This window comes from Streptomyces sp. NA04227 (genome assembly GCF_013364195.1).
Taxonomy (GTDB): domain Bacteria; phylum Actinomycetota; class Actinomycetes; order Streptomycetales; family Streptomycetaceae; genus Streptomyces.
Genome location: NZ_CP054918.1, coordinates 5,319,785 through 5,342,101, shown reverse-complemented (window position 1 = coordinate 5,342,101; position 22,317 = coordinate 5,319,785). Strand labels below are relative to the sequence as shown.

Annotated in this window: 18 protein-coding genes; 4 read left to right on the top strand and 14 right to left on the bottom strand. The window is 69.8% G+C overall.

Going from position 1 to position 22,317, the window contains the following annotated elements:
* Nucleotides 1-36 precede the first annotated feature (36 nt).
* Nucleotides 37-1,605 carry an alpha/beta hydrolase gene (locus HUT18_RS22905; RefSeq protein ID WP_176102441.1) on the bottom strand — a complete coding sequence of 523 codons (1,569 nt, stop codon included), beginning with the start codon at nt 1,603-1,605 and terminating at the stop codon, nt 37-39.
* 312 nt (nt 1,606-1,917) lie between these two features.
* Nucleotides 1,918-3,486, bottom strand: a complete 1,569-nt coding sequence (locus HUT18_RS22900; RefSeq protein ID WP_176102440.1) for an alpha/beta hydrolase — start codon at nt 3,484-3,486, stop codon at nt 1,918-1,920.
* Between the two features lie 245 nt (nt 3,487-3,731).
* On the opposite strand from HUT18_RS22900, the gene HUT18_RS22895 reads away from it, so the two are divergent.
* Both HUT18_RS22895 and HUT18_RS22890 read left to right on the top strand, forming a co-directional pair.
* Nucleotides 3,732-4,388, top strand: a complete 657-nt coding sequence (locus tag HUT18_RS22895; protein WP_176102439.1) for a response regulator transcription factor — start codon at nt 3,732-3,734, stop codon at nt 4,386-4,388.
* A gap of 77 nt (nt 4,389-4,465) precedes the next feature.
* Complete coding sequence (locus HUT18_RS22890; RefSeq protein WP_176102438.1) at nt 4,466-5,731, top strand: sensor histidine kinase; 1,266 nt, start codon at nt 4,466-4,468, stop codon at nt 5,729-5,731.
* Between the two features lie 37 nt (nt 5,732-5,768).
* On the opposite strand, the gene tesB is transcribed toward HUT18_RS22890, so the two are convergent.
* Both tesB and HUT18_RS22880 read right to left on the bottom strand, forming a co-directional pair.
* The gene (tesB, locus tag HUT18_RS22885) at nt 5,769-6,650 is read right to left on the bottom strand and encodes an acyl-CoA thioesterase II (protein ID WP_176102437.1); all 882 of its coding nucleotides are present in this window, start codon (nt 6,648-6,650) and stop codon (nt 5,769-5,771) included.
* A gap of 35 nt (nt 6,651-6,685) precedes the next feature.
* Nucleotides 6,686-7,843 (bottom strand): acyl-CoA dehydrogenase family protein, encoded by a 1,158-nt coding sequence (locus tag HUT18_RS22880; protein ID WP_176102436.1) that lies wholly within the window; start codon nt 7,841-7,843, stop codon nt 6,686-6,688.
* Between the two features lie 298 nt (nt 7,844-8,141).
* On the opposite strand from HUT18_RS22880, the gene HUT18_RS22875 reads away from it, so the two are divergent.
* Together HUT18_RS22875 and HUT18_RS22870 are read left to right on the top strand one after the other, a co-directional pair.
* Nucleotides 8,142-9,035 (top strand): hypothetical protein, encoded by an 894-nt coding sequence (locus HUT18_RS22875; RefSeq protein WP_368661551.1) that lies wholly within the window; start codon nt 8,142-8,144, stop codon nt 9,033-9,035.
* A 197-nt stretch (nt 9,036-9,232) separates the two neighbouring features.
* Nucleotides 9,233-10,156 (top strand): AEC family transporter, encoded by a 924-nt coding sequence (locus HUT18_RS22870; protein ID WP_176102434.1) that lies wholly within the window; start codon nt 9,233-9,235, stop codon nt 10,154-10,156.
* A 49-nt stretch (nt 10,157-10,205) separates the two neighbouring features.
* Here the strand turns inward: HUT18_RS22870 and HUT18_RS22865 are convergent, their stop codons facing one another.
* The 10 genes from HUT18_RS22865 to HUT18_RS22820 form a co-directional block, all read right to left on the bottom strand.
* Nucleotides 10,206-10,877: a DUF4241 domain-containing protein gene (locus HUT18_RS22865; protein WP_176102433.1), complete on the bottom strand. Its 672-nt coding sequence runs from the start codon at nt 10,875-10,877 to the stop codon at nt 10,206-10,208.
* Between the two features lie 175 nt (nt 10,878-11,052).
* Nucleotides 11,053-12,339 (bottom strand): thymidine phosphorylase, encoded by a 1,287-nt coding sequence (locus tag HUT18_RS22860; protein ID WP_176102432.1) that lies wholly within the window; start codon nt 12,337-12,339, stop codon nt 11,053-11,055.
* Between the two features lie 213 nt (nt 12,340-12,552).
* A complete protein-coding gene (locus HUT18_RS22855; RefSeq protein ID WP_176102431.1) occupies nt 12,553-12,960 on the bottom strand; it encodes a cytidine deaminase in 408 nt (135 codons plus the stop codon).
* Entirely contained in the window at nt 12,957-14,276 is a 1,320-nt protein-coding gene (locus HUT18_RS22850) for an ABC transporter permease (protein ID WP_176102430.1), read from the bottom strand. Before HUT18_RS22850 ends, HUT18_RS22855 begins: the two co-directional genes overlap by 4 nt.
* 1 nt (nt 14,277) lies before the next feature.
* The gene (locus HUT18_RS22845; RefSeq protein ID WP_176102429.1) at nt 14,278-15,405 is read right to left on the bottom strand and encodes an ABC transporter permease; all 1,128 of its coding nucleotides are present in this window, start codon (nt 15,403-15,405) and stop codon (nt 14,278-14,280) included.
* Entirely contained in the window at nt 15,402-17,096 is a 1,695-nt protein-coding gene (locus tag HUT18_RS22840; protein WP_217710511.1) for an ABC transporter ATP-binding protein, read from the bottom strand. The genes HUT18_RS22845 and HUT18_RS22840 overlap by 4 nt, the downstream gene beginning before the upstream one ends.
* Nucleotides 17,097-17,303: 207 nt before the next feature.
* Nucleotides 17,304-18,350, bottom strand: coding sequence for a BMP family protein (locus HUT18_RS22835; protein WP_176102428.1), 1,047 nt, complete (start codon nt 18,348-18,350; stop codon nt 17,304-17,306).
* Nucleotides 18,351-18,664: 314 nt separating this feature from the next.
* Nucleotides 18,665-19,939: an amidohydrolase gene (locus HUT18_RS22830; protein WP_176104741.1), complete on the bottom strand. Its 1,275-nt coding sequence runs from the start codon at nt 19,937-19,939 to the stop codon at nt 18,665-18,667.
* A gap of 255 nt (nt 19,940-20,194) precedes the next feature.
* A complete protein-coding gene (locus HUT18_RS22825; RefSeq protein ID WP_176102427.1) occupies nt 20,195-21,361 on the bottom strand; it encodes a hypothetical protein in 1,167 nt (388 codons plus the stop codon).
* 25 nt (nt 21,362-21,386) lie between these two features.
* The gene (locus HUT18_RS22820) at nt 21,387-22,307 is read right to left on the bottom strand and encodes an N-acetylneuraminate synthase family protein (RefSeq protein WP_176102426.1); all 921 of its coding nucleotides are present in this window, start codon (nt 22,305-22,307) and stop codon (nt 21,387-21,389) included.
* Nucleotides 22,308-22,317 lie beyond the last annotated feature (10 nt).

The following is a 22,317-nucleotide window of genomic DNA, read 5'->3' as shown; positions in this document are numbered from 1 at the left end:
GGCGGCCGCGCGATGCGCGGGCCGGTGGGGACGGGTTCAGGAGCAGGTGGTGTCCATCGCCGGGACCTTGCCGTTCAGGAGGTAGCCGTCCACCAGCTCGGTCAGGCAGGGGTTGCCGGTGTTGTAGCCACCGTGGCCCTCGCCCTTGAGCGTCACGTTGATGCCGACGCCCTTGCCGAGGCCCTCCGCCATCTTCCGGGCGCCCGCGACCGGGGTGGCCGGGTCGCCGGTGTTGCCGATCACCACGATCGGCGCCGCGCCCTTCGCGGAGACCTTCGGACCGTCCGTCTCGCCGTCGACCGGCCAGCCGGTGCAGGTGGCCAGGGACGTCGCCAGGTCCTCGCCGAAGACCGGCGATGCCTCGCGGAACTCGGGCAGCGCCGCCTCGACGTCCTTGTCGGTGTAACGCTCCTTGTCGTCCACGCAGTTGACGGCACGGTTGGCGGGGCCCATGTTGCTGTAACGGCCCTTGTCGTCACGGCCGTTGTAGCTGTCGGCCAGCGCGAGGAGCACATTGCCCCGGCCCTGCGCGGCCTCGGAGAGACCGGCGCTCAGGTACGGCCACTGCTCCTTGCTGTACAGCGCCGAGATGATGCCGGTCGTCGCCTGGCCCTGGGTCAGTTCGCGGCCGCTGTCGGTCGGCAGCGGCTTGGCGTCCAGTTCCTTCAGGAGTGCCTTGATCGCGTTGCTGCCCTCGGCTCCGCCCTTGCCGGTCGGGCACTTCGCGCCCTGCTTCGCGCAGTCCTTCATGAAGTTGTCCAGCGCGAGCTGGAAGCCCTTCGCCTGGGCGAGGGCGCCTTCCTTGACGTCCTCGGTCGGGTCGACCACCGCGTCCAGGACCGCACGCCCCACGTTCTTCGGGAACAGGTGCGCGTACACGCCGCCCAGCTCGGTGCCGTACGAGATACCGAAGTAGTTGAGCTTCTTGTCACCGAGGACCTGCCGCATCAGGTCCATGTCCCGGGCCACGCTCACCGTGTCCACGTGCGGCAGCGTCTTGCCGGAGTTGCGCGCGCACGCCTCGATGTACTTCTTGTCGGCCGCCTGCGCCGCCTTCTCCTCCGCGGCGTTGTCCGGGCTGGAGTCGACCCGCTCGGCCATCGCGTCCGTCTCCTTGTCGGACAGACACTTCACGCCCTCGCTCTCGCCGACGCCGCGCGGGTCGAAACTCACCAGGTCGTAGCGCTGGTTCAGCGTCCCGTAGTCCTCGCCGAGCGCGGGCATCGTCTGGATGCCGGAGCCGCCGGGGCCACCGAAGTTGTAGACCAGCGAGCCGATGCGCTTCGGCTTGTCGGTGGCCTTGGCACGGATGAGGGCGAGGTCGATCGTGCCCGCGTCCGGCTTCGCGTAGTCGCGCGGCGCCTTCATCGTCGCGCACTCCCAGTTCTTGCCGGGCACCTCGCCGCCGCCCTGCGCCGGAGTGGGCGCCTCGCACGCCTGCCAGTCGAGCTTCTGACCGGTCAGCGACGCGGGTACGGCCTTGGCCGCGGCGGCGCCCTTGGAGTCCTTCGAGTCCTTGGAGTCGTCGTCCTCGCAGGCCGCCACCGCGACGATCAGGGCGGCCGTCACCGTAAGTGCGCCGCCTATGCGTACGGCTGAGTTCATGAGGGGGGTTCCGTCTTCTCTCGCACGGCCGGGGCAGAGCACTCCACGGCTGGCACAGCTTGCAGGGGTATCGGCCCGGGCAGCCCGCCAAAGAGCCGCCGCGGAACCGATGACTCCAGCCTGTCGGCGTATTCCGTCCGGGCCGTCACCCCCCGGTTCCGATCTTCGCTCGGCCTCCAGGAGGAGGGGCCGGTCGAAAGTTCGCCCGGGCCGCGGCACCTGGCACGAGCGAGCCCCGTACCCGGGAAGAGGAACCGGGTACGGGGGCTGCCGGGGGAGGGGGACGCCCGCGGAACGCGGGGGGTGCGGGGGTCAGGAGCAGGTGGTGTCCATGGCCGGGACCTTGCCGTTCAGGAGGTAGCCGTCCACGGCCTTCCGCAGGCACTTGTTGCCGGTGTTGTAGCCGCCGTGGCCCTCGCCCTTCAGCGTCACGTTGATACCCACGCCCTTGCCGAGCGCCGTGGCCATCTTCCGGGCGCCCTCGTACGGGGTCGCCGGGTCACCGGTGTTGCCGATCACCACGATCGGCGCCGCACCCTTCGCCGAGACCTCGGGACCGTCCGTCTCGCCCTTCACCGGCCAGCCGGAGCAGCTGGTGAGGAAGGAGGCGACGGTCTCGCCGAAGACGGGCGAAGCCTTGCGGAACTCGGGCAGCGCCGCCTCGACGTCCTTCTCGGTGTAACGGGCCTTGTCGTCCACGCAGTTGACGGCGCGGTTGGCCGGATCCGAGTTGCTGTAGCGGCCCTTGCCGTCACGACCGGTGTAGGAGTCGGCCAGGCCGAGCAGCATGTCGCCCGTGCCGTTCTCCATCGCTTCCGAAAGTCCCAGCATCAGGTAGACCCAGGACTCCTTGCTGTAGAGGGACGAGACGACACCCGTGACCGCCTGGCCCTCGGTGAGCTTGCGGCCGCTCTTCGTCGGCAGCGGCTTCTTGTCCAGCTTCTCGAAGAAGTCGGTGAGCTTCCGACTGCCCTCGGCTCCGCCCTTGCCGGTCGGGCACTCCTTGCCCGCCGTCGCGCATTCCTTCATGAAGTTGTTCAGCGCGAGCTGGAAGCCCTTCGCCTGAGCGAGACCGTTCTCCCGCTCGTCCTGGGTCGGGTCGACCACCGCGTCGAGGACCGAACGGCCGACCCTCTTCGGGAACAGGTGCGCGTACACACCGCCCAGCTCGGTGCCGTACGAGATACCGAAGTAGTTGAGCTTCTTGTCACCGAGGACCTGCCGCATCAGGTCCATGTCCCGGGCCGTGCTGACGGTGTCCACGTGCGGGAGCATCCTGCCGGAGTTGCGCGCGCACGCCTGAACGTACTTCTTGCTCGCCGCCTGCGCCGCCTTCTCCTCGGCCGGGGTGTCCGGGGTCGAGTCGACCCGCTCGGCCATCGCGTCCGTCTCCTTGTCGGACAGACACTTCACGCCCTCGCTCTCGCCGACGCCACGCGGGTCGAAACTCACCAGGTCGTAGCGCTGGTTCAGCGTCCCGTAGGCCTCGCCGAGCGCGGGCATCGTCTGGATGCCGGAGCCGCCGGGACCGCCGAAGTTGTAGACCAGCGAACCGATGCGCTTCTTCGGGTCGGTGGTCTTCTTGCGGATCAACTGCACGCCGATGCTGCCGTCCTGAGGTTTCGCGTAGTCGCGCGGCGCCTTCATGGTGGCGCACTCCCAGCCCTTGCCGGGCGCCTTGCCGCCGCCCTGCGCCGGGGTCGGCGCCGCGCAGGTGTGCCAGTCGAGCCTCTGCCCGGTCAGCGACGCGGGCACGGCCTTGGCCGCGGCGGTGCCCTTGGAGTCCTTGTCCTTGGAGTCCTTGTCCTCGCAGGCGGTCATCGCGACGACCATGGCCGCGGTGACCGTGAGCGCGCCACCTATCCGTAGAGCTGAGTTCATGACGGGGATTCCGGTTTCTCTCACACGGCCGGGGGCAGGGGCCCGACACGGCCGGAACGACTGACAGGAACATCGGCCCGGGCATCGAGCCGACCTGGTGCCGAGGGCACCCGCCGCGTCGCGAACCGATGACTCCACGCTCCCAGCCAGGGCCGCCGAAACCGTCAGCCCGTGGTTCCGGTCCCCGCTCGGCCTCCGGAGGGAGGGGACGGTCGAAAGTTCTGCCGGGCCGGTACGGTTGCCCCATGATCCGAGTACTGCTCGCCGAGGACGAGGACCTGATCCGTACCGGACTGAGGCTGGTCCTGGACAGCAGTGCCGACATCACGGTCGTCGCGGAGGCGCGCAACGGCTCCGAGGCCCTCGAAGGGGTACGCGAACACCGCCCGGATGTCGTGGTCATGGACATCCAGATGCCCGGCATGGACGGTCTCACCGCCACCCGGCACCTGACCGCACTGCCCGACGCCCCCGCGGTCCTCCTCCTCACCACCTTCGACCGCGACGCACACATACACGCCGCGGTGCAGGCCGGAGCCTCGGGCTTCCTGCTCAAGGACGCCCACCACACGGAACTCCTCGCGGCGGTACGGGCGGTGCACCAGGGCGACGCGATGCTCTCGCCCTCGGTGGCCCGCCGCGTCATGCAGCTCGCCAACACCGCCATCCCGGCCACCCGCGAGGCCGCCACCGCCCGGCTCGCCCAGCTCAGCGAGGCCGAGCGGGAGGTGCTCGCCCTGGTCGGCAGCGGCCTGTCCAACTCGGCGATCGCGGACCGCCTGGGCCTCAACGAACCGACGGTCAAGCGCCGCGTCAGCCGCCTGCTCGCCGCGCTGGACTGCGAGAACCGGGTACAGCTCGCCATCGCGGCGATCGACGCCGGGATCGCGCCCCGCGCCTGAGAACGGCCCGTGCCCGCGCCCGGAACGGCGCCGTTCCTCTCCCGGCCCACGCCCCTGGCCGCACCTATCCTGTGCGGGTGAGCACGCCAGAAGCCCCGGCAGGTGCCGGCAAGCGAGGTCCGTTGTGGTGGTCGACCTGGCGCTCCGCCGTATTCGACGTACTGCTGTGGCTGAGCCTCACGCTGGCGACGCTCCCGGACCTGTGGTCGTCGGTCACCAAGGATCTGGCGCTGCCGCTGCGCGTCCTCGTCGTCGCGATCGGCGTCGCCACCGCACTGCTCACGCTGGTACGCCGCACCCGCCCCGTGCTCTTCAGCCTCGGGGCGCTGGTCGCGGCCTTGATCGGCGGCGACCTGCTGATGCCGTTCGCCGCGTACGCACTGGGCCGCTACCGCAAGCCGGACCGGCTCGTCGTCGGACTCGTCGCGGTCCTGGCCCTGCTCATGTTCGGCGTGCTCATGGTCGGTCCGCTGCCGGACCTGGAGGCGCCGGACGCGGACGAGTTCTGGTGGACTCTCGCGGGCACGGTGACCCTCAGCGTCGCACCGGCCCTGCTCGGCGCCCATCTGCGCACCCGGCGCCGACTGGTCGACCAACTCCGCGAACGCGCCGAGCAGTTGGAACGCGAGCGCCATCTCCTCGCCGCGCAGGCGCTGGCCGACGAACGTGCCCGGATCGCCCGCGAGATGCACGACGTGGTCGCCCACCAGATCGGCCTCGTGGTCGTCTACAGCAACGTCATGGACACCGCCGCGGGCGACGACCCCGAGCAGCTTCGCGAGCTCGGCCGCCAGATGGGCGCCAGCGGACGCCAGGCGCTGCAGGAACTGCGCGAGGTCATCACCGTGCTGCGCGGCACGGTGCCCGACTCCGAGGCCCCCGAGCGGGTGCCGGACCTGTCGGCGCTGCGCGGTCTCGTCGAGGAGTCGGCCGACGCGGGGCTGCCCGTCGCCCTGCGCGCCACCGGCGCCGAACGGCCGCTGCCCGGCCAGGTCGCACGCTCCGTCTTCCGCATCACCCAGGAGTCGCTGACCAACGTCCGCAAGCACGCGGGCCTGGTCCCCACGGACGTGACGCTGCACTACTCCCCCACCACCGTGCACCTCACCGTCCGCAACGCCGCACCCCGCGCGGACACCCCCGCCCCCGTCGCCGTGCCGAGCAGCGGGCACGGCCTCATCGGCATGGAGGAACGGGTACAGGAGTGCCGGGGCCGGTTCCACGCCGGGCAGACCCCCGACGGCGGCTTCGAGGTCCGCGCCGAACTGCCGACGGACGGGAGCGGCGGCCAGGGCGGCACGGGCGGAGGGCCCAAGGGGGAGCCGGATACGGCGGTGCTGTGACCTGGGGCGGGCGACAGGGCGACCGCCTTGGAGGGCCTCAGCGGGGCACGCGTACGACGCCCTCCTGGATCACCGAGATGGCCAGCCTGCCGTCCTGGGTGTAGATCCGGGCCTGGCCCAGGCCCCGCCCGCCGGAGGAGGAGGTCGACTCCTGGTCGTAGAGCAGCCATTCGTCGGCGCGGAAGGGCCGGTGGAACCACATGGCGTGGTCCAGCGAGGCGCCGACCACGTCGCCGACCACCCAGCCGCCGCGCCCGTGGGCGAGCAGCACCGAGTCGAGGAGCGTCATGTCGGAGACGTACGTGGCGAGGCAGACGTGCAGCAGCGACTGGTCGACCGCGCCGTCGAGCTTGCCGTTGGTGCGGAACCAGACCTGCGAACGGGGCTCGCGGGGCGTACCGACGGTGCCCCACGGCGGCTCGTCCACATAGCGCAGGTCGACGGCCGCCCGGGTCTCCAGCATGTGCTCGACCATCGTGGGCTCGGCGAACAGATGCTTGTAGCGCGGCAGCGTCTGCGCGGCCGTCGGCAGCGACTCGGGGTCGGGCGCGGGCGGCATCGGAGCCTGGTGGTCCATCCCCTCCTCGTACGTCTGGAAGGAGGCGGACAGATGGAAGATCGGCTTGCCGTGCTGGATGGCGACCACCCGGCGGGTGGTGAAGGAACGGCCGTCCCGGATGCGGTCGACCGTGTACACGATCGGCGCGCCGGGGTCGCCCATCCGCAGGAAGTACGAGTGCAGGGAGTGGGCGTGCCGGTCGGCGGGGACCGTGCGCCCGGCGGCCACCAGTGCCTGCGCGGCGACCTGTCCGCCGAAGACCCGCGGCACGATCGCCGAACGGGACTGCCCACGGAACATGTTCTCCTCGACCCGCTCGAGATCGAGCAGGTCGAGGAGTGATGCCAGTGCCTTGTGCATAGAGGGAGTGTGTCCTAAAGACAGTGCGGAGCGGGTTACAGACCCATGTCCTTGGCGATGATCATCTTCATGACCTCGCTGGTGCCGCCGTAGATGCGGTTGACCCGGTTGTCCGCGTACAGGCGGGCGATGGGGTACTCGTTCATGTAGCCGTAGCCGCCGTGCAACTGGAGGCACTTGTCGATGACGCGGTGGGCGACCTCGGTGCAGAACAGCTTGGCGCTCGCGGCCTCGGCGGCGGTGAGCTCGCCGAGGTCGTGGGCCTCCAGGGCCCGGTCGCAGACGGCCTGGGCAGCGTCCACCTCGGCCTTGCAGGCGGCCAGTTCGAACTTGGTGTTCTGGAAGGAGGCCACGGTCTTGCCGAAGACGGTGCGCTCCTCGACGTAGCTCTGCGCGAAGCGGACGGCCGCGGCGGCCTGCGAGTACGCGCCAAGCGCGATGCCGAGCCGCTCCTGCGGGAGGTTCTGCCCGAGGTAGGAGAAGCCCTTGTGCTCCTCGCCGAGCAGGTCCTCGACCGGCACCTTGACGTCCGTGAAGGACAGTTCGGCGGTGTCGGAGGTCTTCAGGCCCAGCTTGTCGAGCTTGCGTCCGACCGCGTAGCCCTCGGCCTTGGTGTCGACGACGAGCAGCGAGATGCCGTGGCGGCGGTCCTCGGCGGTCGGGGCGGCGGTGCGGGCGCAGACGATGACCTTGTCGGCGTGCACACCACCGGTGATGAAGGTCTTGGCGCCGTTGAGGACGTAGTGGCTGCCGTCCTCGGAGAGCTTGGCGGTGGTCTTCATGCCCGCGAGGTCGGAACCGGTGCCCGGCTCGGTCATGGCGATGGCGTACATGCTCCGCCCGGAGACGAAGTCCGGCAGCCAGCGCTTCTTCTGCTCCTCGGTGGCGTACGCCAGGAGGTACGGCAGACACAGCGCCACGTGCACCCCGGAGCCACCGAAGGAGACGCCGGCCCGCGCGCACTCCTCGTAGATGACCGCCTGGTACTTGAACGATTCCTCACCCGCGCCGCCGAACTCCTCCGGCACCTCGATACCGAAGATGCCCAGCTCACCGAGCTTGTAGTAGAAGTCGCGCGGCGCCTGGCCCGCGGCGTACCACTCGTCGTAGACGGGGACGACCTCCGCCTCGATGAAGGCGCGAATGGTCTCCCGGAACGCTTCGTGGTCCTCGGTGAAAACGGTACGGCGCACGGACGGCCTCCCTCTCGGCTGCGGCTCCTCGGGCCCTCGGTACGACCGGCCCGGCTCTGCGATGCGGAATGACAGCGCTCTATATCTAAGCGCTTGCTCATTTCGAGGTTACCGGCGAGTCACCTAAACGTCCAGAGAGGCGCACGTCACGGCTGCGCACTTCCCCGCACGAAACCTCCCTGACCTGCGGTTAAACATTCAACACTGAGCCATTCGGGTGATACTCGACCAGAACTCCGGACGGGCGAGCTTCACGCTCCGTAGCGTCGCGGGCATGGTCAGTTCATCCCATGAGGCGATGCACCGAATCTTTCAGCGAGATCCGGGAATCTTCGCCCGCACCTTCGACCGCTTCGGCATGCCGTTCAGCGATCCGGTCAAGGTGACCCTGCTCCCCACCGACCTCACCGAGACCGAGCCGCTGGAACGGCGCGTGGACACCCTGATCCACTTCGAGGGTTCCCATGGCCAGAGCCGTCTGCTGCTGGTCGAGGCCCAGAGCCGCCGCGACCCGGAGAAGGCATCGAGCTGGGCCTACTACGCCGCTCACCTCCACGCGAAGTACAAGAGCCCGCCGCTCCTGCTCGTCATCTGCCAGGACGAGCGCACCGCCAGATGGGCCGAGGGCCCCTTCCACATCGGCCCGCCCGAGTGGCAGACCCTCCGTCTCAAGCCCCTGGTCGCCGGTCCCCACAACATGCCGGTCATCACCGATCAGTCGCAGGCGGCCGAGGACATCCCGCTCGCCGTTCTCGCCGCAATCACCCACGTACGGGACCCCCGGGTCGATGCCATACTCAAAGCGCTGGCTGTCGCCCTGAAGACCATCGACGAAGACACCGCGAGCACCTTCGTCAACTTCACCGCACAAGGCCTGGCCAAGAGCCCGGCCATCAACATCTGGAGGGACCTGGTGGCCGTCGAACTCTCTTACTTCCGTTCGCCGTTCCTGACCGAGGCACGGGACGAAGGCAAGGCGGAAGGCAAAGCGGAAGGCAAGGCGGAAGGCAAGGCGGAAGGCCGAGCAGCGGACATCATCGCCCTACTCGAACAGCGCGGCGTCACCCTCCCCGAACCCGCGCGCCTGCGCATCACCACCTGCCGTGACCTGGACACACTCGACGACTGGTTCGGGCGGGTCCTGACGGCCGCCACCGTCGAAGAACTCTTCGGCGAGCAGACAGAGGACTGACAGGGACCGACCCCACCCCGGCCCGGCCCCGGTCACGGCCGTGAACGGGGCCGACCGCCGGGCCGCGAACAGAGGCGGATCAGGCCCCCGTTCGAGATCACATTGACCCCGGGCCCCGCCTCCGCAGAGGCTTGGCCCATGCCGCACCCCCTGATAGCACCGCCCCCTCGCCGCAGTGATCGCGGAGAGGGGGCGCAGTGGAAGGGGTGCTGAGCGGGTTCGCGGTGATCGTCGTGGTGATCGCGGTCGGGTACGGCATCGGCCGTCAGGGGCATCTCGGGGAGAACGGGCCGGAGGTGCTGACCAAGCTCGCCTTTCATGTCGCCACTCCGGCCCTGCTGTTCACGACACTGTCGCGGGCCGATCTGTCGGTGATCCTTTCCGAGCGGCTGCTCATCACCGCGCTGTGCACGGCCACCACCGCGGGGGTGTTCATCGCGGTCGGGGCCGTACGCGGCTGGGGCGTGGGCCGGACCACCATCGGCGCGCTGTGCGCCAGTTACCTCAACGCGGGCAATCTGGGTATCCCGATCGCCGCCTACGTCCTGGGCGACGCCTCGCTGATCGCTCCGGTGCTGCTCTTCCAGCAGATCGTGGTCACGCCGATCGCCCTCACCGTGCTCGACGTGTCGGGCGCGGGCGGCAAGGACCCCCTCTGGAAACAGCTCACGACGCCGCTGCGCAACCCACTCGCCCTCAGTTCGCTGGCCGGGGTCACCGTGGCGGCGACGGGCTGGGAGGTGCCCGGGCCGGTGCTCGACCCGATCACGCTGATCGGCAATATGTCGATCCCGGCCGTGCTGCTCGCGCTCGGGATCTCGCTGTGCGGCAGCAGTCTGCCCGGCGGGCCGGGGCCGGAACGCACCCCCGTGCTCCTGTCCACGGCCCTCAAGTCGCTCGGACAGCCGCTGCTCGCCTGGTTCCTGGCCGCCGAGGTCTTCGCCCTGCACGGCGAGGCGCTGCTCCAGGTCGTGGTGGTCGCCGCGCTCCCCGCCGCGCAGAACATGTTCACCTACGCCTGCCGCTACGGCGTCGCCGAACGCCTCGCGCGCGAGTCGATCCTGCTGTCCACCATGGTCTCGGCACCCGTGATGGTGGTCATCGCCGCCGTGCTGGGCTGAGCCGCACCGGGGCGTCAACTCCCTTTGGCGCGACGGCAGTCGGGCACCCTCACCTGATGTCGTGCCGGAAGGTGGTCACCACACAGGTCACCCGGCCCTCGGCGTCGCGGCCCAGCCAGGTCGGGTACACCCCGTCGCCCGCGCCCGAGGGGAAGCCCGCGGCCTGGTGGCCGCTGTCCGGATCGGCGAGGACGGACGGCTCGGTGCCCCAGCTCAGGGCCGCCTCGGACATTCGCTCCCGGGCCGCGTCGTCCTCGGCCAGGGCCCTGTTGACCTCGGGGTCCACGAAGCAGGAGCGCCCGCTGTCCACGCCGTAGCCGTAGATCACCGAGCCCTCGCCCGGGCCGTGTTCCTCCTCCGGGTCGCCGGGCCGCGCGGGTTCCCAGGCGACGGTCGGCTCCTCGCGTACGACGATCCGTGCGGCGGCCACGTCGTCCCAGGAAATGTGCGGGTCGGCGACGTAGGTGGTGGTCACTCGCGACACCGAGACCTGATGGCAGCCCGCGCCCAGCTCCGCGGCCAGCGGCACCATCTCGGCGTCCCCGAGGAAGGCCGGATCACTGACCACGATCCGGCCGCTCGGCAGCCACAGCTCCCCCACGGACTCCACGGATACGGTCAATATGTGGTCGTACGGGTCACCGATGATCGTGGTGCCCGTGTCCCGGAAACTCCTGCCGTGCGTGAAATAGGCGGGCAGGTCGGGCAGAACGAGGGTCACGGAAAACTCCCCTGGCTGTCTTGGGTCCGGATGGAAATGCGGACGGCAGCAAGGGACGCGGCGGCCGAGTGCGCAGCTCCGTCACCCTCTCGGCCCCTCAACTACCTTTTAAACAAGGCTAGTTGAGGCGACCGACAATCACGGTGCCCGAACTTCGCACCCCCTCGGGGGCTGTTCAGGCCACCCGTTCGAGGACGATGCCGTGCGCCGGGGCGTCGCTCGGCCCGTCGGTGATCTCGTAGGCGTCCGCCAGGGCCTGGAGCGCGTAGTCGAAGCGTTCGGGGGTATCGGTGTGCAGGGTCAGCAGGGGCTGTCCGGCGGTGACCGGGGCGCCCGGCTTGGCGTGTAGTTCGATTCCGGCGCCCGCCTGGACCGGGTCCTCCTTGCGGGCGCGGCCCGCGCCGAGGCGCCAGGCGGCCACGCCGACGCCGTACGCGTCGAGCCGGGTGAGCACGCCGGTGGCCGGGGCCGTCACGACGTGCTGCTCGCGGGCCACCGGCAGGGGCGCGCCGGGGTCGCCGCCCTGGGCGCCGATCATGCGCCGCCAGACGTCCATGGCCGAGCCGTCGGCCAGCGCCCGCTCGGGGTCGGCGTCCTTCAGCCCGGCCGCGTCGAGCATCTCGCGGGCCAGCGCCAGGGTCAGTTCCACCACGTCGGCGGGCCCCCCGCCCGCGAGGACCTCCACGGATTCGCGGACCTCGAGGGCATTTCCGGCGGTCAGGCCGAGCGGGGTCGACATGTCGGTGAGCAGGGCGACGGTGCGTACGCCGTGGTCGGTACCGAGGCCGACCATGGTGGCGGCCAGTTCGCGGGCGTCGTCGAGGGTCTTCATGAAGGCGCCGGAGCCCACCTTCACGTCCAGGACCAGGGCGCCGGTGCCTTCGGCGATCTTCTTCGACATGATCGACGAGGCGATCAACGGGATCGACTCGACGGTGCCGGTGACATCGCGCAGCGCGTACAGCTTCTTGTCCGCCGGGGCGAGCCCGTCGCCCGCGGCACAGATGACGGCACCGGCATCGCCCAGCACCGCGTGCATCTCCTCGTTGGACAGCAGTGCGCGCCAGCCGGGGATGGACTCCAGCTTGTCCAGGGTGCCGCCGGTGTGGCCGAGACCGCGCCCCGAGAGCTGCGGAACCGCCGCGCCACAGGCGGCGACCAGCGGTGCCAGCGGCAGCGTGATCTTGTCGCCGACACCGCCCGTGGAGTGCTTGTCGGCGGTGGGGCGGGTCAGCCCGGACGCGGCCGAGAAGTCCATCCGCTCCCCGGAGGCGATCATCGCCGCGGTCCAGCGCGAGATCTCGCGCCGGTTCATGCCGTTGAGCAGGATCGCCATCGCCAGCGAGGACATCTGCTCGTCGGCCACGACGCCCCTGGTGTAGGCGTCGATCACCCAGTCGATCTGCGCGTCGCTGAGTTCGCCGCGGTCCCGCTTCGTACGGATGACGGAGATGGCGTCCATGGTCTGTCCTCGGGGAGTTGGGCTACGGGCAGGTCCTACGGGAACACGTACGCGACCCGAAAGCAGAACTCTACGCGCATAGAGGTGCGGTTGGCGGAAACGGTTCGTACGAGGACGGCCCTGTGCGTACGACCGGTGCCGGCCGTACGCGCAGGGCCGCTGAGTGTGCCGGGCCGCGAGGGGACCGGCACGCGAACTCCTCGGGTGCGCGGGTCAGTTGAGCTGTTCGGGGCCGAAGGCCTGGGGCAGCATGGCGTCCAGTGAGCGGATGCCCGCCGGGGTCTCCAGGAGCAGGGCGGGGCCGCCGAACTCGTGGAGCAGCTGACGGCAGCGCCCGCACGGCATGAGCAGCTCGCCCCGCCCGTCGACACAGGTGAAGTGCGTCAGACGGCCGCCCCCGGTGAGCCTAAGCTGCGCGACGAGCCCGCACTCCGCGCACAGCCCGAGACCGTAGGAGGCGTTCTCGACGTTGCAGCCCGTCACGATCCGCCCGTCGTCGACGCGCGCGGCGGCACCGACCGGGAAGCCGGAGTACGGCGCGTAGGCACGGGACATGGCCTCGCGCGCCGCCTGACGCAGCGCCTCCCAGTCGGCCTCGGCCTCGGCGGTCGGCGCGCTCACTTGCCCTGGCCCTTGTGGTAGCGCATGCCGTTCGCCTTGGGCATGCGCAGCCGTTGCGCGGACAACGAGAGCACGAGCAGCGTGACGAAGTACGGGGTCGCGCCGACGAAGTCGTTGGGCACCTCGTCCGTGGCCAGGTACCAGACCAGGACCGCGAGGGCGACGACCCCCGAAACGCCCGCCTGGAGCCAGGACTTGCGGTACGCCTTCCGCAGCGCGAGCAGCACGAGCAGGATGAACAGCAGAAGCAGCAGCGCGTGCACGACCGTGCCGCCGTTGCGCAGTTGCAGCGCGTCCGAGAAGCCGAACAGGCCCGCACCCATGGCGAGTCCGCCCGGCCGCCAGTTGCCGAAGATCATCGCGGCGAGGCCGATGTAGCCGCGGCCGCCGGTCTGGCCCTCCAGGTAGACGTGCGAGGTGACCAGGGCGAGGAAGGCACCGCCGAGCCCGGCGAGGCCGCCGGAGACGGCGAGAGCCGCGTACTTGTACGTGTAGACGTGCACGCCGAGCGACTCCGCGGCGATCGGGTTCTCACCGCAGGAGCGCAGCCGCAGGCCGAACGCGGTACGCCACAGGATCCACCAGCTCAGGACGACGAGCGCGACCGCGATGACCGTGACCACCGAGAGTTCGGTGACCAGGCCGCCGAGAATGCCCGCGACGTCGGAGACGAAGAACCAGTGCCGCTCCTGCAGCGAGTTGAGCCCGTCGGAGAGGCTGCCCACCTCGAGGCCGAACACGTCGAACCCGCCCACGCTGAAGTCGGGGAGCGCCTCCGAGGCGGGCGACTGCTTGGGGTTGCCGCCCTCGACGGCGGCGTCGCCCTCGGCGAAGAAGATCTTGGCGAGGTACTGGGTGGCGCCGAGCGCGAGCAGGTTGACGGCCACGCCGGAGACGATGTGGTCGACGCCGAAGGTGATGGTGGCGATGCCGTGGATCAGGCCGCCGAGCACACCGAAGCCGATTCCGCACAGCAGGCCGAACCAGGGGCTGGACTGCCAGCCGAGCCAGCCCGCACCGAAGGTGCCGAGGATCATCATGCCTTCGAGGCCGATGTTGATCACACCCGCGCGCTCGGACCACATGCCGGCCAGCGCGGCGAGCCCGATCGGTACCGCGAGAGCCAGTGCGGCCCCGATCTGTCCGGCGGAGGTGAGCTGGTCGGCGCCGGTGATCTCGCGCACGAGGGACAGCAGAAGCAGTCCGAACAGGGTGAGGATCAGCACCCGGACCCAGGTGTCGCGGGGGCCGACGCGCCGGCCGCCCGCCACCTTGGGCGCCGCGGGAGGCGGGGCGTCTTGCATCGTGGCGGTCATCTCACGCCACCTCCTGCTTCTTGGTGGGGGCGCCGGCCCGGGCAGCGAGTTGGGCGCCCACGCGCTGCTGCTGCCGCTTGATGCCGAATCGGCGTACGACCTCGTAGGCGATGACGACGCACAGGACGATGACGCCCTGGATCACGCCGAGGATCTCCTTGTCGTAGCCCTGGAATTCGAGATGGTTGGTGGTGCGCTCCAGGAAACCCCAGAGCAGTGCGCCGAGCGCGATGCCGATGGGGTGGTTGCGGCCGAGGAGCGCGATGGCGATACCGGTGAACCCGATACCGGAGGGGAAGTCGTTGCTGAACTCGTGGCTGTCGTTGAGCAGCGTCGGCATGCCGATCAGACCCGCGACCGCGCCCGAGAGGATCATGCTCGTCGCGATCATCTTCTTGACGCCGACGCCACTGGCCGAGGCGGCCGACTCGGACAGACCGACGGTGCGCAGGTCGAAGCCGAAGCGGGTGCGGCCGAGCACAAACCAGTACGCGACGCCGACCACCGCCGCGACCACGATGAAGCCCCAGAGCTCACCGGCCGGACCGGTGTCGAAGACGAAGAAGTGCGAGTCGGCGGGCAGCGGTTCGGTCGAGACCTTGGTACCGGCCTTGTCCAGCTCGCCGAGGCGGCCCGGCTGCAGCAGATAGGCGATGATCGCGGTCGCGATCGCGTTCAGCATGATGGTCGAGATGACCTCGCTGACCCCGCGGGTCACCTTCAGCACACCGGCGATGGCGGCCCACAGCGCGCCGACCGCCATGGCGCACAGGATGATCAGCGGTACGGAGATGAACCCCGGCAGCGTCAGCGCGCCGCCGAGCGCCGCGGCGATGAAGGCGGCGAGCCGGTACTGGCCGTCCACACCGATGTTGAACAGGTTCATCCGGAAGCCGATGGCCACCGCGACGCCCGCGAGGTAGTACGTGGTCGCCTTGTTGAGGATGTAGACCTGGCTGTCGCTCGCGGTGCCATAGGTCAGCATGTCGTCGAAGGCGGGGCCCGGGTCCTTGCCGGTCGCGAGGATCACCAGGGCGGTGACCACGAGCGCGGCGACGATCGCGAGCAGTGGCGCGGCGATCCCGAGGAACAGCCGCTCCTTGTCGATGCGGGAGGTGTACTTCTTCATCGGGCCTCGTCTTCGGGGTCCTCGGGGTTCGCGGGCTTGTCGAACTTCCCCGGCTTGTCGAACGTCCCGGTTTTCTCGGGCTTGTCGAACTTCCCGGGCTCCCCGGGCTGCGCGGTGTGCTCGGGTCCGTCGTCCGCGTGCTCGAGATGACCGGCCGCGGCACCCGTCATGGCGGAGCCGAGTTCCTCGGGGGTGATGCTCTGCGGGTCGGCGTCGGCGACGAGTCTGCCCCGGTACATCACCCGCAAGGTGTCCGAAAGACCGATGAGTTCGTCGAGGTCGGCGGAGATCAGCAGCACCGCCAGGCCCTCGCGGCGCGCCTCCCGGATCTGGTCCCAGATCTGCGCCTGCGCGCCGACGTCGACACCGCGGGTGGGATGCGCGGCGATCAGCAGCTTCGGCGCGTGGCTCATCTCGCGGCCGACGATCAGCTTCTGCTGGTTGCCGCCGGACAGCGAGGCCGCGGTGACCTCGATACCGGGGGTGCGGACGTCGTACTCCCGGATGATGCGCGCGGTGTCCTTGCGCGCCGCGCTCCGGTCGAGCAGTCCGCGCTTGCTGTTGGGGCGCTCGGTGACGTGCCCGAGGATGCGGTTCTCCCAGAGCGTGGCCTCCAGCAGCAGCCCGTGGCGGTGGCGGTCCTCCGGGATGTAACCGACGCCCTCCTCACGGCGCTTGCGGGTGGGCAGGTGCGTGATGTCGTCCGCGTCGAGCAGGATGCGTCCGCTGTCCGGGTCGCGCATGCCCATCACGGCCTCGACCAGTTCGGACTGGCCGTTGCCCTCCACACCGGCGATCCCGAGGACCTCGCCGTGGTGGATGGTGAAGGAGATGTCGTCGAGGATGACGCGCTCGACGCCGTCGAGGTCGGTCTGGGTGAGCCTCAGATCCGTGACGGTGAGCATCGGGCGGTCGGTGACCGTGGACTCCTCGGTCTCCGGGGAGGGGAGTTCGGAGCCGACCATCAGCTCGGCGAGCTGCTTGGCGGTGGTGGTGCGCGGATCGGCGGTGCCGACCGTGGTGCCGCGCCGGATCACGGTGATCTCGTCGGCGACCGACAGCACCTCGCCCAGCTTGTGCGAGATGAAGATGACGGTCAGGCCCTCGGACTTGAGCTCCCGCAGGTTGTCGAAGAGCGCGTCCACCTCCTGCGGCACCAGGACCGCGGTGGGCTCGTCCAGGATCAGCGTGCGCGCGCCCCGGTAGAGCACCTTGAGGATCTCCACCCGCTGCCGGTCCGCGACGCCGAGCTCCTCGACATACGTGTCGGGCCGGATGTTCAGTCCGTACGCCTGCGAGATCTCCTCGATCCTGCGGCGGGCCTTGGCCCCGATGCCGTGCAGCTTCTCCGCGCCGAGCACGGTGTTCTCCAGCACGGTCAGGTTGTCGGCCAGCATGAAGTGCTGGTGCACCATGCCGATTCCGCGCGCGATGGCGTCGGCCGGGGTGTGGAAGGTGACCCGCCGCCCGTCGACCGTGATGGTGCCCTCGTCCGGCTTCTGCATGCCGTAGAGGATCTTCATCAGGGTCGACTTGCCGGCGCCGTTCTCGCCGCAGAGGGCGTGCACGGTGCCGCGGTGGACCGTGATGTCGATGTCGCGGTTGGCGACGACACCGGGGAACCGCTTGGTGATGCCGTGCAGTTCGACGGCGGGAGTGTTCTCGTCGGGCACGGACACTTTGTCAGGCACGGACGCTTTGATGGTGCACTCTCCTCGGGAGAAGGAGCGGAGGAGTTACGGGAGACTGGCGTCGGCGACGCTAGCGCGGCAACTCCGCGCTACCCGCGTAGAGTTGACACTTTGTTATGGCCCGGCGCGTCGGTCGTCCACCGTCGCGCCGAGCCGGTGCGATGCACTACGCGGGGCGGGGCCGCGAAGACCCCGCCCACTCGCGCCTTACGGGGTCGTCTTGACCTTGATGTCGCCCGCGACGATCTTCTTCTCGACCTCGTCCAGCTTGCCCTTGATGTCGTCCAGGTAGCCGCCGGAGGTGGACAGCTGCACGCCCTTGTCCTTCAGGGCGTAGGAGCTGATACCGGTCTTCGGCTTGCCGTCCTTGACGGACTTCACCAGCTCGTAGACGCCGAGGTCGACGTTCTTGAGCATCGACGAGAGGATCGCGTGCTTGAACTTGGACAGCGCCGGGACCTCGTACGGGTCGGAGTCGGTGCCGATCGCCCAGGCGCCCTTGACTTCGGCGGCGGCCTCGATCGCGCCACTGTTGGAGTTGCCCGCCGCCGAGTAGACGACGTCCGCACCCTTGTCGAGCATGCCCTCCGCGGCCGACTTGCCCTTGTCCGGGCTGGTGAAGCCGGAGGTGTCGTTGCCGCGGCTCAGGTACTGGCGCTCGATCTCGATCTTCGGGTCGGTGTCCTTGATGCCCTGGACGTAGCCCGCCTCGAACTTCTTGATCAGCGGGTTGTCGTTGCCGCCGATGAAGCCGACGTGCTTCTTCTTGGTCTTCAGGGCCGCGGCCACACCGGCCAGGTAGGAGCCCTGCTCCTCGGTGAAGACGACGCTGTTGACGTTCTTCTGGTCCACGACCGAGTCGACGATGCCGAAGGTGGTGTCCGGGTACTTCGCGGCCACCTTGTTGACGGAGGGCGCGTACGCGAAGCCCACGCCGATGACCGGGTTGTAGCCCGCGTCGGCGAGGTCGGTCAGCTTCTGGACCCGGTCCGCCTCGGTGTCGCTGGTCTTGGCGGTGAGCTCCTTGAGCTCGCCGTCGAACTCGTCCTTCGCCTTGTCCGCACCACGCGCGGCGGAGTCGTTGAAGGAGTGGTCACCACGGCCGCCGACGTCGAAGGCGAGACCGATCTTGACGCCGCCGCCCGAGCCGGAGTCCTTCTCCTTCTCGGAGGACGTGCTGCCACAGGCAGTGGCGGAGAGTGCCAGTGCGGCGCTGGCGATACACGCAGCAGAGATCTTCACTACCCGGCGCAAGGGAGGCTCCTTAGACCTGACCTAAGCGCCGTACCTGGCGCTCTGAGGGTGCTCCGTTCGGACGAACGGCGCAAAGTTTCGCCGCATCGTAACGCGCGTAGATTTCAGATGAACGGCCCGTCCCCAGCCGTTATCGATTCGACGCGAACGGGCCTCGAACGCGTGTCCTCCGAGAGGCGGCGGGGCCCAGAGTACGCCCGCCGCCTGACAAAGGCACCGCCTGTGGAAAACCTTCGGATCCCCTTGACCGGGGCGGTCCGAATCCCCGCCCCGGCCCGGGTCCACGCGCACAGCTTCCGGCCGCGCGCGCGGCCTCAGCGCTGGGCGGCGTCGAGCAGCGCCGACGCCGTGAACAACTCCACACCGACCCGGATCGCCGACTCGTCGGCGTCGAAGTCGCCCTGGTGCAGATCGCGCGAGACCCGGTCGCCGGGCGTGCGCACACCGAGCCGGGCCATGGCCCCGGGCACGTGCTCCAGATACCAGGAGAAGTCCTCGCCACCGAGGCTCTGCGGGGTGTCCTCCACCGAGTCGGGGCCGCGCCGCGCCGTCATGGCACTGCGCAGCAGCTCGGTGGCGCCCTCCTCGTTCACCACGGGCGGCACCCCGCGGACGTAGGTGATCTGGCTCTTGGCGCGGTACAGGCCCGCGATCTCGTCGACGGCGGCATGCACCACGTCGGGTGCCTGGCGCCAGGTCTCCAGGTCCAGGCAGCGGACGGTGCCGGAGAGTTCGGCGTGCTGGGGGATGACGTTGCAGGCGTGCCCGGACTCGATACGCCCCCAGGTCACCGAAAGCCCCGAGCGCGCGTCGACCCGGCGGCCGACCAGGCCGGGCACCTCGGTGGCCACCCTGGCAGCGGCGGTCACCAGGTCCGTCGTGAGGTGCGGACGTGCGGTGTGACCGCCGGGACCGTCGAGCGTGATCTCCAGCCGGTCGCAGGCCGAGGTGATGGCCCCGTGCCGCAGACCGATGCGCCCCGCGTCCACCTTGGGGTCGCAGTGCACGGCCAGAATGCGCCCCACGCCCTCCAGTACACCGGACTCGATCGCGTCGGTGGCACCTCCGGGCAGCACCTCCTCGGCCGGCTGGAAGATCAGCCGTACCGGATGCGGCAGTTCGCCCCTGCGGTGCAGTTCGGCCAGGACGAGACCGGCGCCGAGGACCACCGTCGTGTGCACGTCGTGCCCGCAGGCGTGCGCGCGACCGGGCTCGGTCGACCGGTACGCGCAGCTGGCCTTGGTGTCCGGGATCGGCAGGGCGTCGATGTCGGCGCGCAGCGCGAGCATCGGGCGCGCCCCGCCCACTCCGGTGCGCCCCTCGGCGGCCTCGATCGGCATGCCCGCCGGGGACTGGGTGGCCGAGTCGCCGATGTCACAGATGAGCCCGGTGCCGGTGTTCAGAACCCGCGGCTTGAGTCCGGCGCTCTCCAGGCGGTGCTTGATCGCCGCGGTGGTGCGGATCTCCTGGTTGCCGAGCTCGGGGTGCATGTGCAGGTCCCGGCGGAAGGCGACCAGCTCCGCGTAGAGCTCCTCGCCGAGGAGTCCGTCGAGGGCGGGTACCTCGGCAAGGCCCACAAGCGTGGACATCTCGGGCCGCGTGGACAGCGGCTCCAGGCCGGGCAGATCGTCTTCGCGCTCGTACGGCTTCACATGGCTCACCCTTTGAAGGGTAAGGCGCACCGGGGTACCCCCGAGATCTGAGGAACGATTCTTCAGCCGTATTGGGGTAAGAAATTTCCCCGCCACGCGCATGATCGTCACATGTGACGGGTATGCCACTCGTTTTGTCGCCGGACGCTTCGCTTCGGAGCGCGTACGCCGGGAAGCACGGGAAGTACGGCCCTAGGAGGCCTTTCCCGGGGAGGGCGCGGGCGTCGCGTCCAGCCGCTGCACGTCCCGCGCGGTGCCCGTGACTCCGGACAGAAATCCCTGGGCGCGCGGCGAGGCGTGCGCGGTCAGCCACTCGGGGTCGATGTCGCAGACCGCCACCTTGACCTCCGTACCGGCCAGCGCCAGCGGGAGGGTGTGTACGACGGTGGACGGGAAACTCAGGATCGTACGGCCGATCGGACCACGGCGGGCGATCAGCTCCAGCGGCAGGTCGGGGCGGACGATCTCCAGGCCGGTCTCCACGGAGAGCCGGTGCAGCTTGTCGGTGGCCTCGCGGCGGTGGGCGAAGTAGCGCGTGGCGCCATGGGCGCGGGCCAGCTCACCGACCGCCGTCAGATAGCGCTCCAGGTCGACCACGCCGGTCTCCACCAGCGAGGTGCCCACCAGGTCCGCGCCCTTGGTGATCCGGGGCGGGCCGAACCGGGCCTTGGTCCAGGTGAATTCGTTGGAGCTCACCTCGACGCCCGGCGGCACGGATTCGATGGGCATCGAGGAGAAGACCTCGACGCGCCGCTTGTCGCTGGGCGTCAGACGGCGCCGCGCGGCGTTCGAGACCGGCCCGAAGGCCAGGTCACGCGGGCTCGGCCGACCGCCGCGCCGGTGCCAGCGCACCAGTCGCTCACCGGCCGCGAGCTGGCTGATGAACTCCATGGTCGCGGTGCCGTCGTCCACGACGACGATGTCGCGCGCGCGGGAGATGGTCAGCAACAGCTGCACATACCGCGAGAAGGGATCGCCGATGACGATCCGCTCGGCCTTCCTGAGCAGCGAGGCGAGTCCGCCGATGGTCTGGAACGGCGCGGCCGCCCCGCCGCGCGCCTCCTCCCAGCGCACCGTGCACCCCTCGGTGCTCGCCAGCTCCGTCATCCGGCGCAGCTGGCCACGGGTCATGGGATCGACGGGTGAAAGGACGACGACGGTGAAGTCGCCGTACACCGATGGGTTCCCGGCCGGGCCGGTGACCGTCCCCTCCCCGTCCCCGTCCGCCGTCGCGCCGTGACGCGCGTCGACAGCGGCGGACGCGACGGTGTGCGCCCACTCCAGGACGTTCAGGAGCTGAACGGGGCTCTCGACGAAGGCGAGGGTGGGGCCGGCCGGCGGCCCGACGCGGGAACTCATCGGTGTGGGTTCGCTACCTGTCCCGTCAGGCCTGCGCGCCGGACTCGGCCTCGGCGATGACGCCGGGGACGCGACGGAGCTTCTTCATCGGGCCGAGCTCGGACTCGTAGACCTTCTTGACACCGTCACCGAGAGCGGTCGAGATCACGCGGATGTCGCGGACCAGACGCTCCAGACCCTGCGGCTCCACGGAGGCGGCCTGGTCGGAGCCCCACATGGTGCGGTCGAGGGTGATGTGACGCTCCACGAAGGTGGCGCCCAGGGCGACCGCGGCCAGCGTGGTCTGCAGACCGGGCTCGTGGCCGGAGTAGCCGATCGGCACGTTCGGGTACTCGTCCTGCAGGGTGTTGATCACGCGCAGGTTGAGCTCCTCGGCCTTGGCCGGGTAGGTCGACGTGGCGTGGCAGAGCAGGATGTTGTCGCTGCCGAGCACCTCCACCGCGTGGCGGATCTGCTTCGGGGTGGACATACCCGTGGACAGGATGATCGTGCGGCCGGTGGCACGCAGGGCGCGCAGCAGCTCGTCGTCCGTCAGGGAGGCGGAGGCCACCTTGTGGGCCGGCAGGTCGAACTTCTCCAGGAAGGCGACGGCCTCGGTGTCCCACGGGGAGGCGAACCAGTCGATACCGCGCTTCTTGCAGTGCTCGTCGATCGCGGTGTACTCCTCCTCACCGAACTCGACGCGGTGCCGGTAGTCGATGTACGTCATCCGGCCCCAGGGGGTGTCGCGCTCGATGTCCCACTGGTCACGCGGGGTGCAGATCTCGGGCGTCCGCTTCTGGAACTTGACGGCGTCACAACCGGCGTCGGCGGCGACGTCGATCAGCTTGATCGCGTTGTCGAGCTCACCGTTGTGGTTGATGCCGATCTCGCCACAGACGTAAACGGGCTGGCCCGGTCCGGCGGTACGGGAACCGAAGCTGCGCAGGCGGGGGTTGGAGCTCATGACAATTTTC

What these genes read in the sequence shown, in the direction of transcription:
- HUT18_RS22905 (WP_176102441.1), bottom strand. Translation starts at nt 1,605, where the DNA reads ATGAACTCAGCCGTACGCATAGGCGGCGCACTTACGGTGACGGCCGCC.
- HUT18_RS22900 (WP_176102440.1), bottom strand. Translation starts at nt 3,486, where the DNA reads ATGAACTCAGCTCTACGGATAGGTGGCGCGCTCACGGTCACCGCGGCC.
- HUT18_RS22895 (WP_176102439.1), top strand. Translation starts at nt 3,732, where the DNA reads ATGATCCGAGTACTGCTCGCCGAGGACGAGGACCTGATCCGTACCGGA.
- tesB (WP_176102437.1), bottom strand. Translation starts at nt 6,650, where the DNA reads ATGCACAAGGCACTGGCATCACTCCTCGACCTGCTCGATCTCGAGCGG.
- HUT18_RS22875 (WP_368661551.1), top strand. Translation starts at nt 8,142, where the DNA reads ATGCACCGAATCTTTCAGCGAGATCCGGGAATCTTCGCCCGCACCTTC.
- HUT18_RS22860 (WP_176102432.1), bottom strand. Translation starts at nt 12,339, where the DNA reads ATGGACGCCATCTCCGTCATCCGTACGAAGCGGGACCGCGGCGAACTC.
- HUT18_RS22850 (WP_176102430.1), bottom strand. Translation starts at nt 14,276, where the DNA reads ATGACCGCCACGATGCAAGACGCCCCGCCTCCCGCGGCGCCCAAGGTG.
- HUT18_RS22845 (WP_176102429.1), bottom strand. Translation starts at nt 15,405, where the DNA reads ATGAAGAAGTACACCTCCCGCATCGACAAGGAGCGGCTGTTCCTCGGG.
- HUT18_RS22830 (WP_176104741.1), bottom strand. Translation starts at nt 19,939, where the DNA reads ATGTCCACGCTTGTGGGCCTTGCCGAGGTACCCGCCCTCGACGGACTC.
- HUT18_RS22825 (WP_176102427.1), bottom strand. Translation starts at nt 21,361, where the DNA reads ATGAGTTCCCGCGTCGGGCCGCCGGCCGGCCCCACCCTCGCCTTCGTC.
- HUT18_RS22820 (WP_176102426.1), bottom strand. Translation starts at nt 22,307, where the DNA reads ATGAGCTCCAACCCCCGCCTGCGCAGCTTCGGTTCCCGTACCGCCGGA.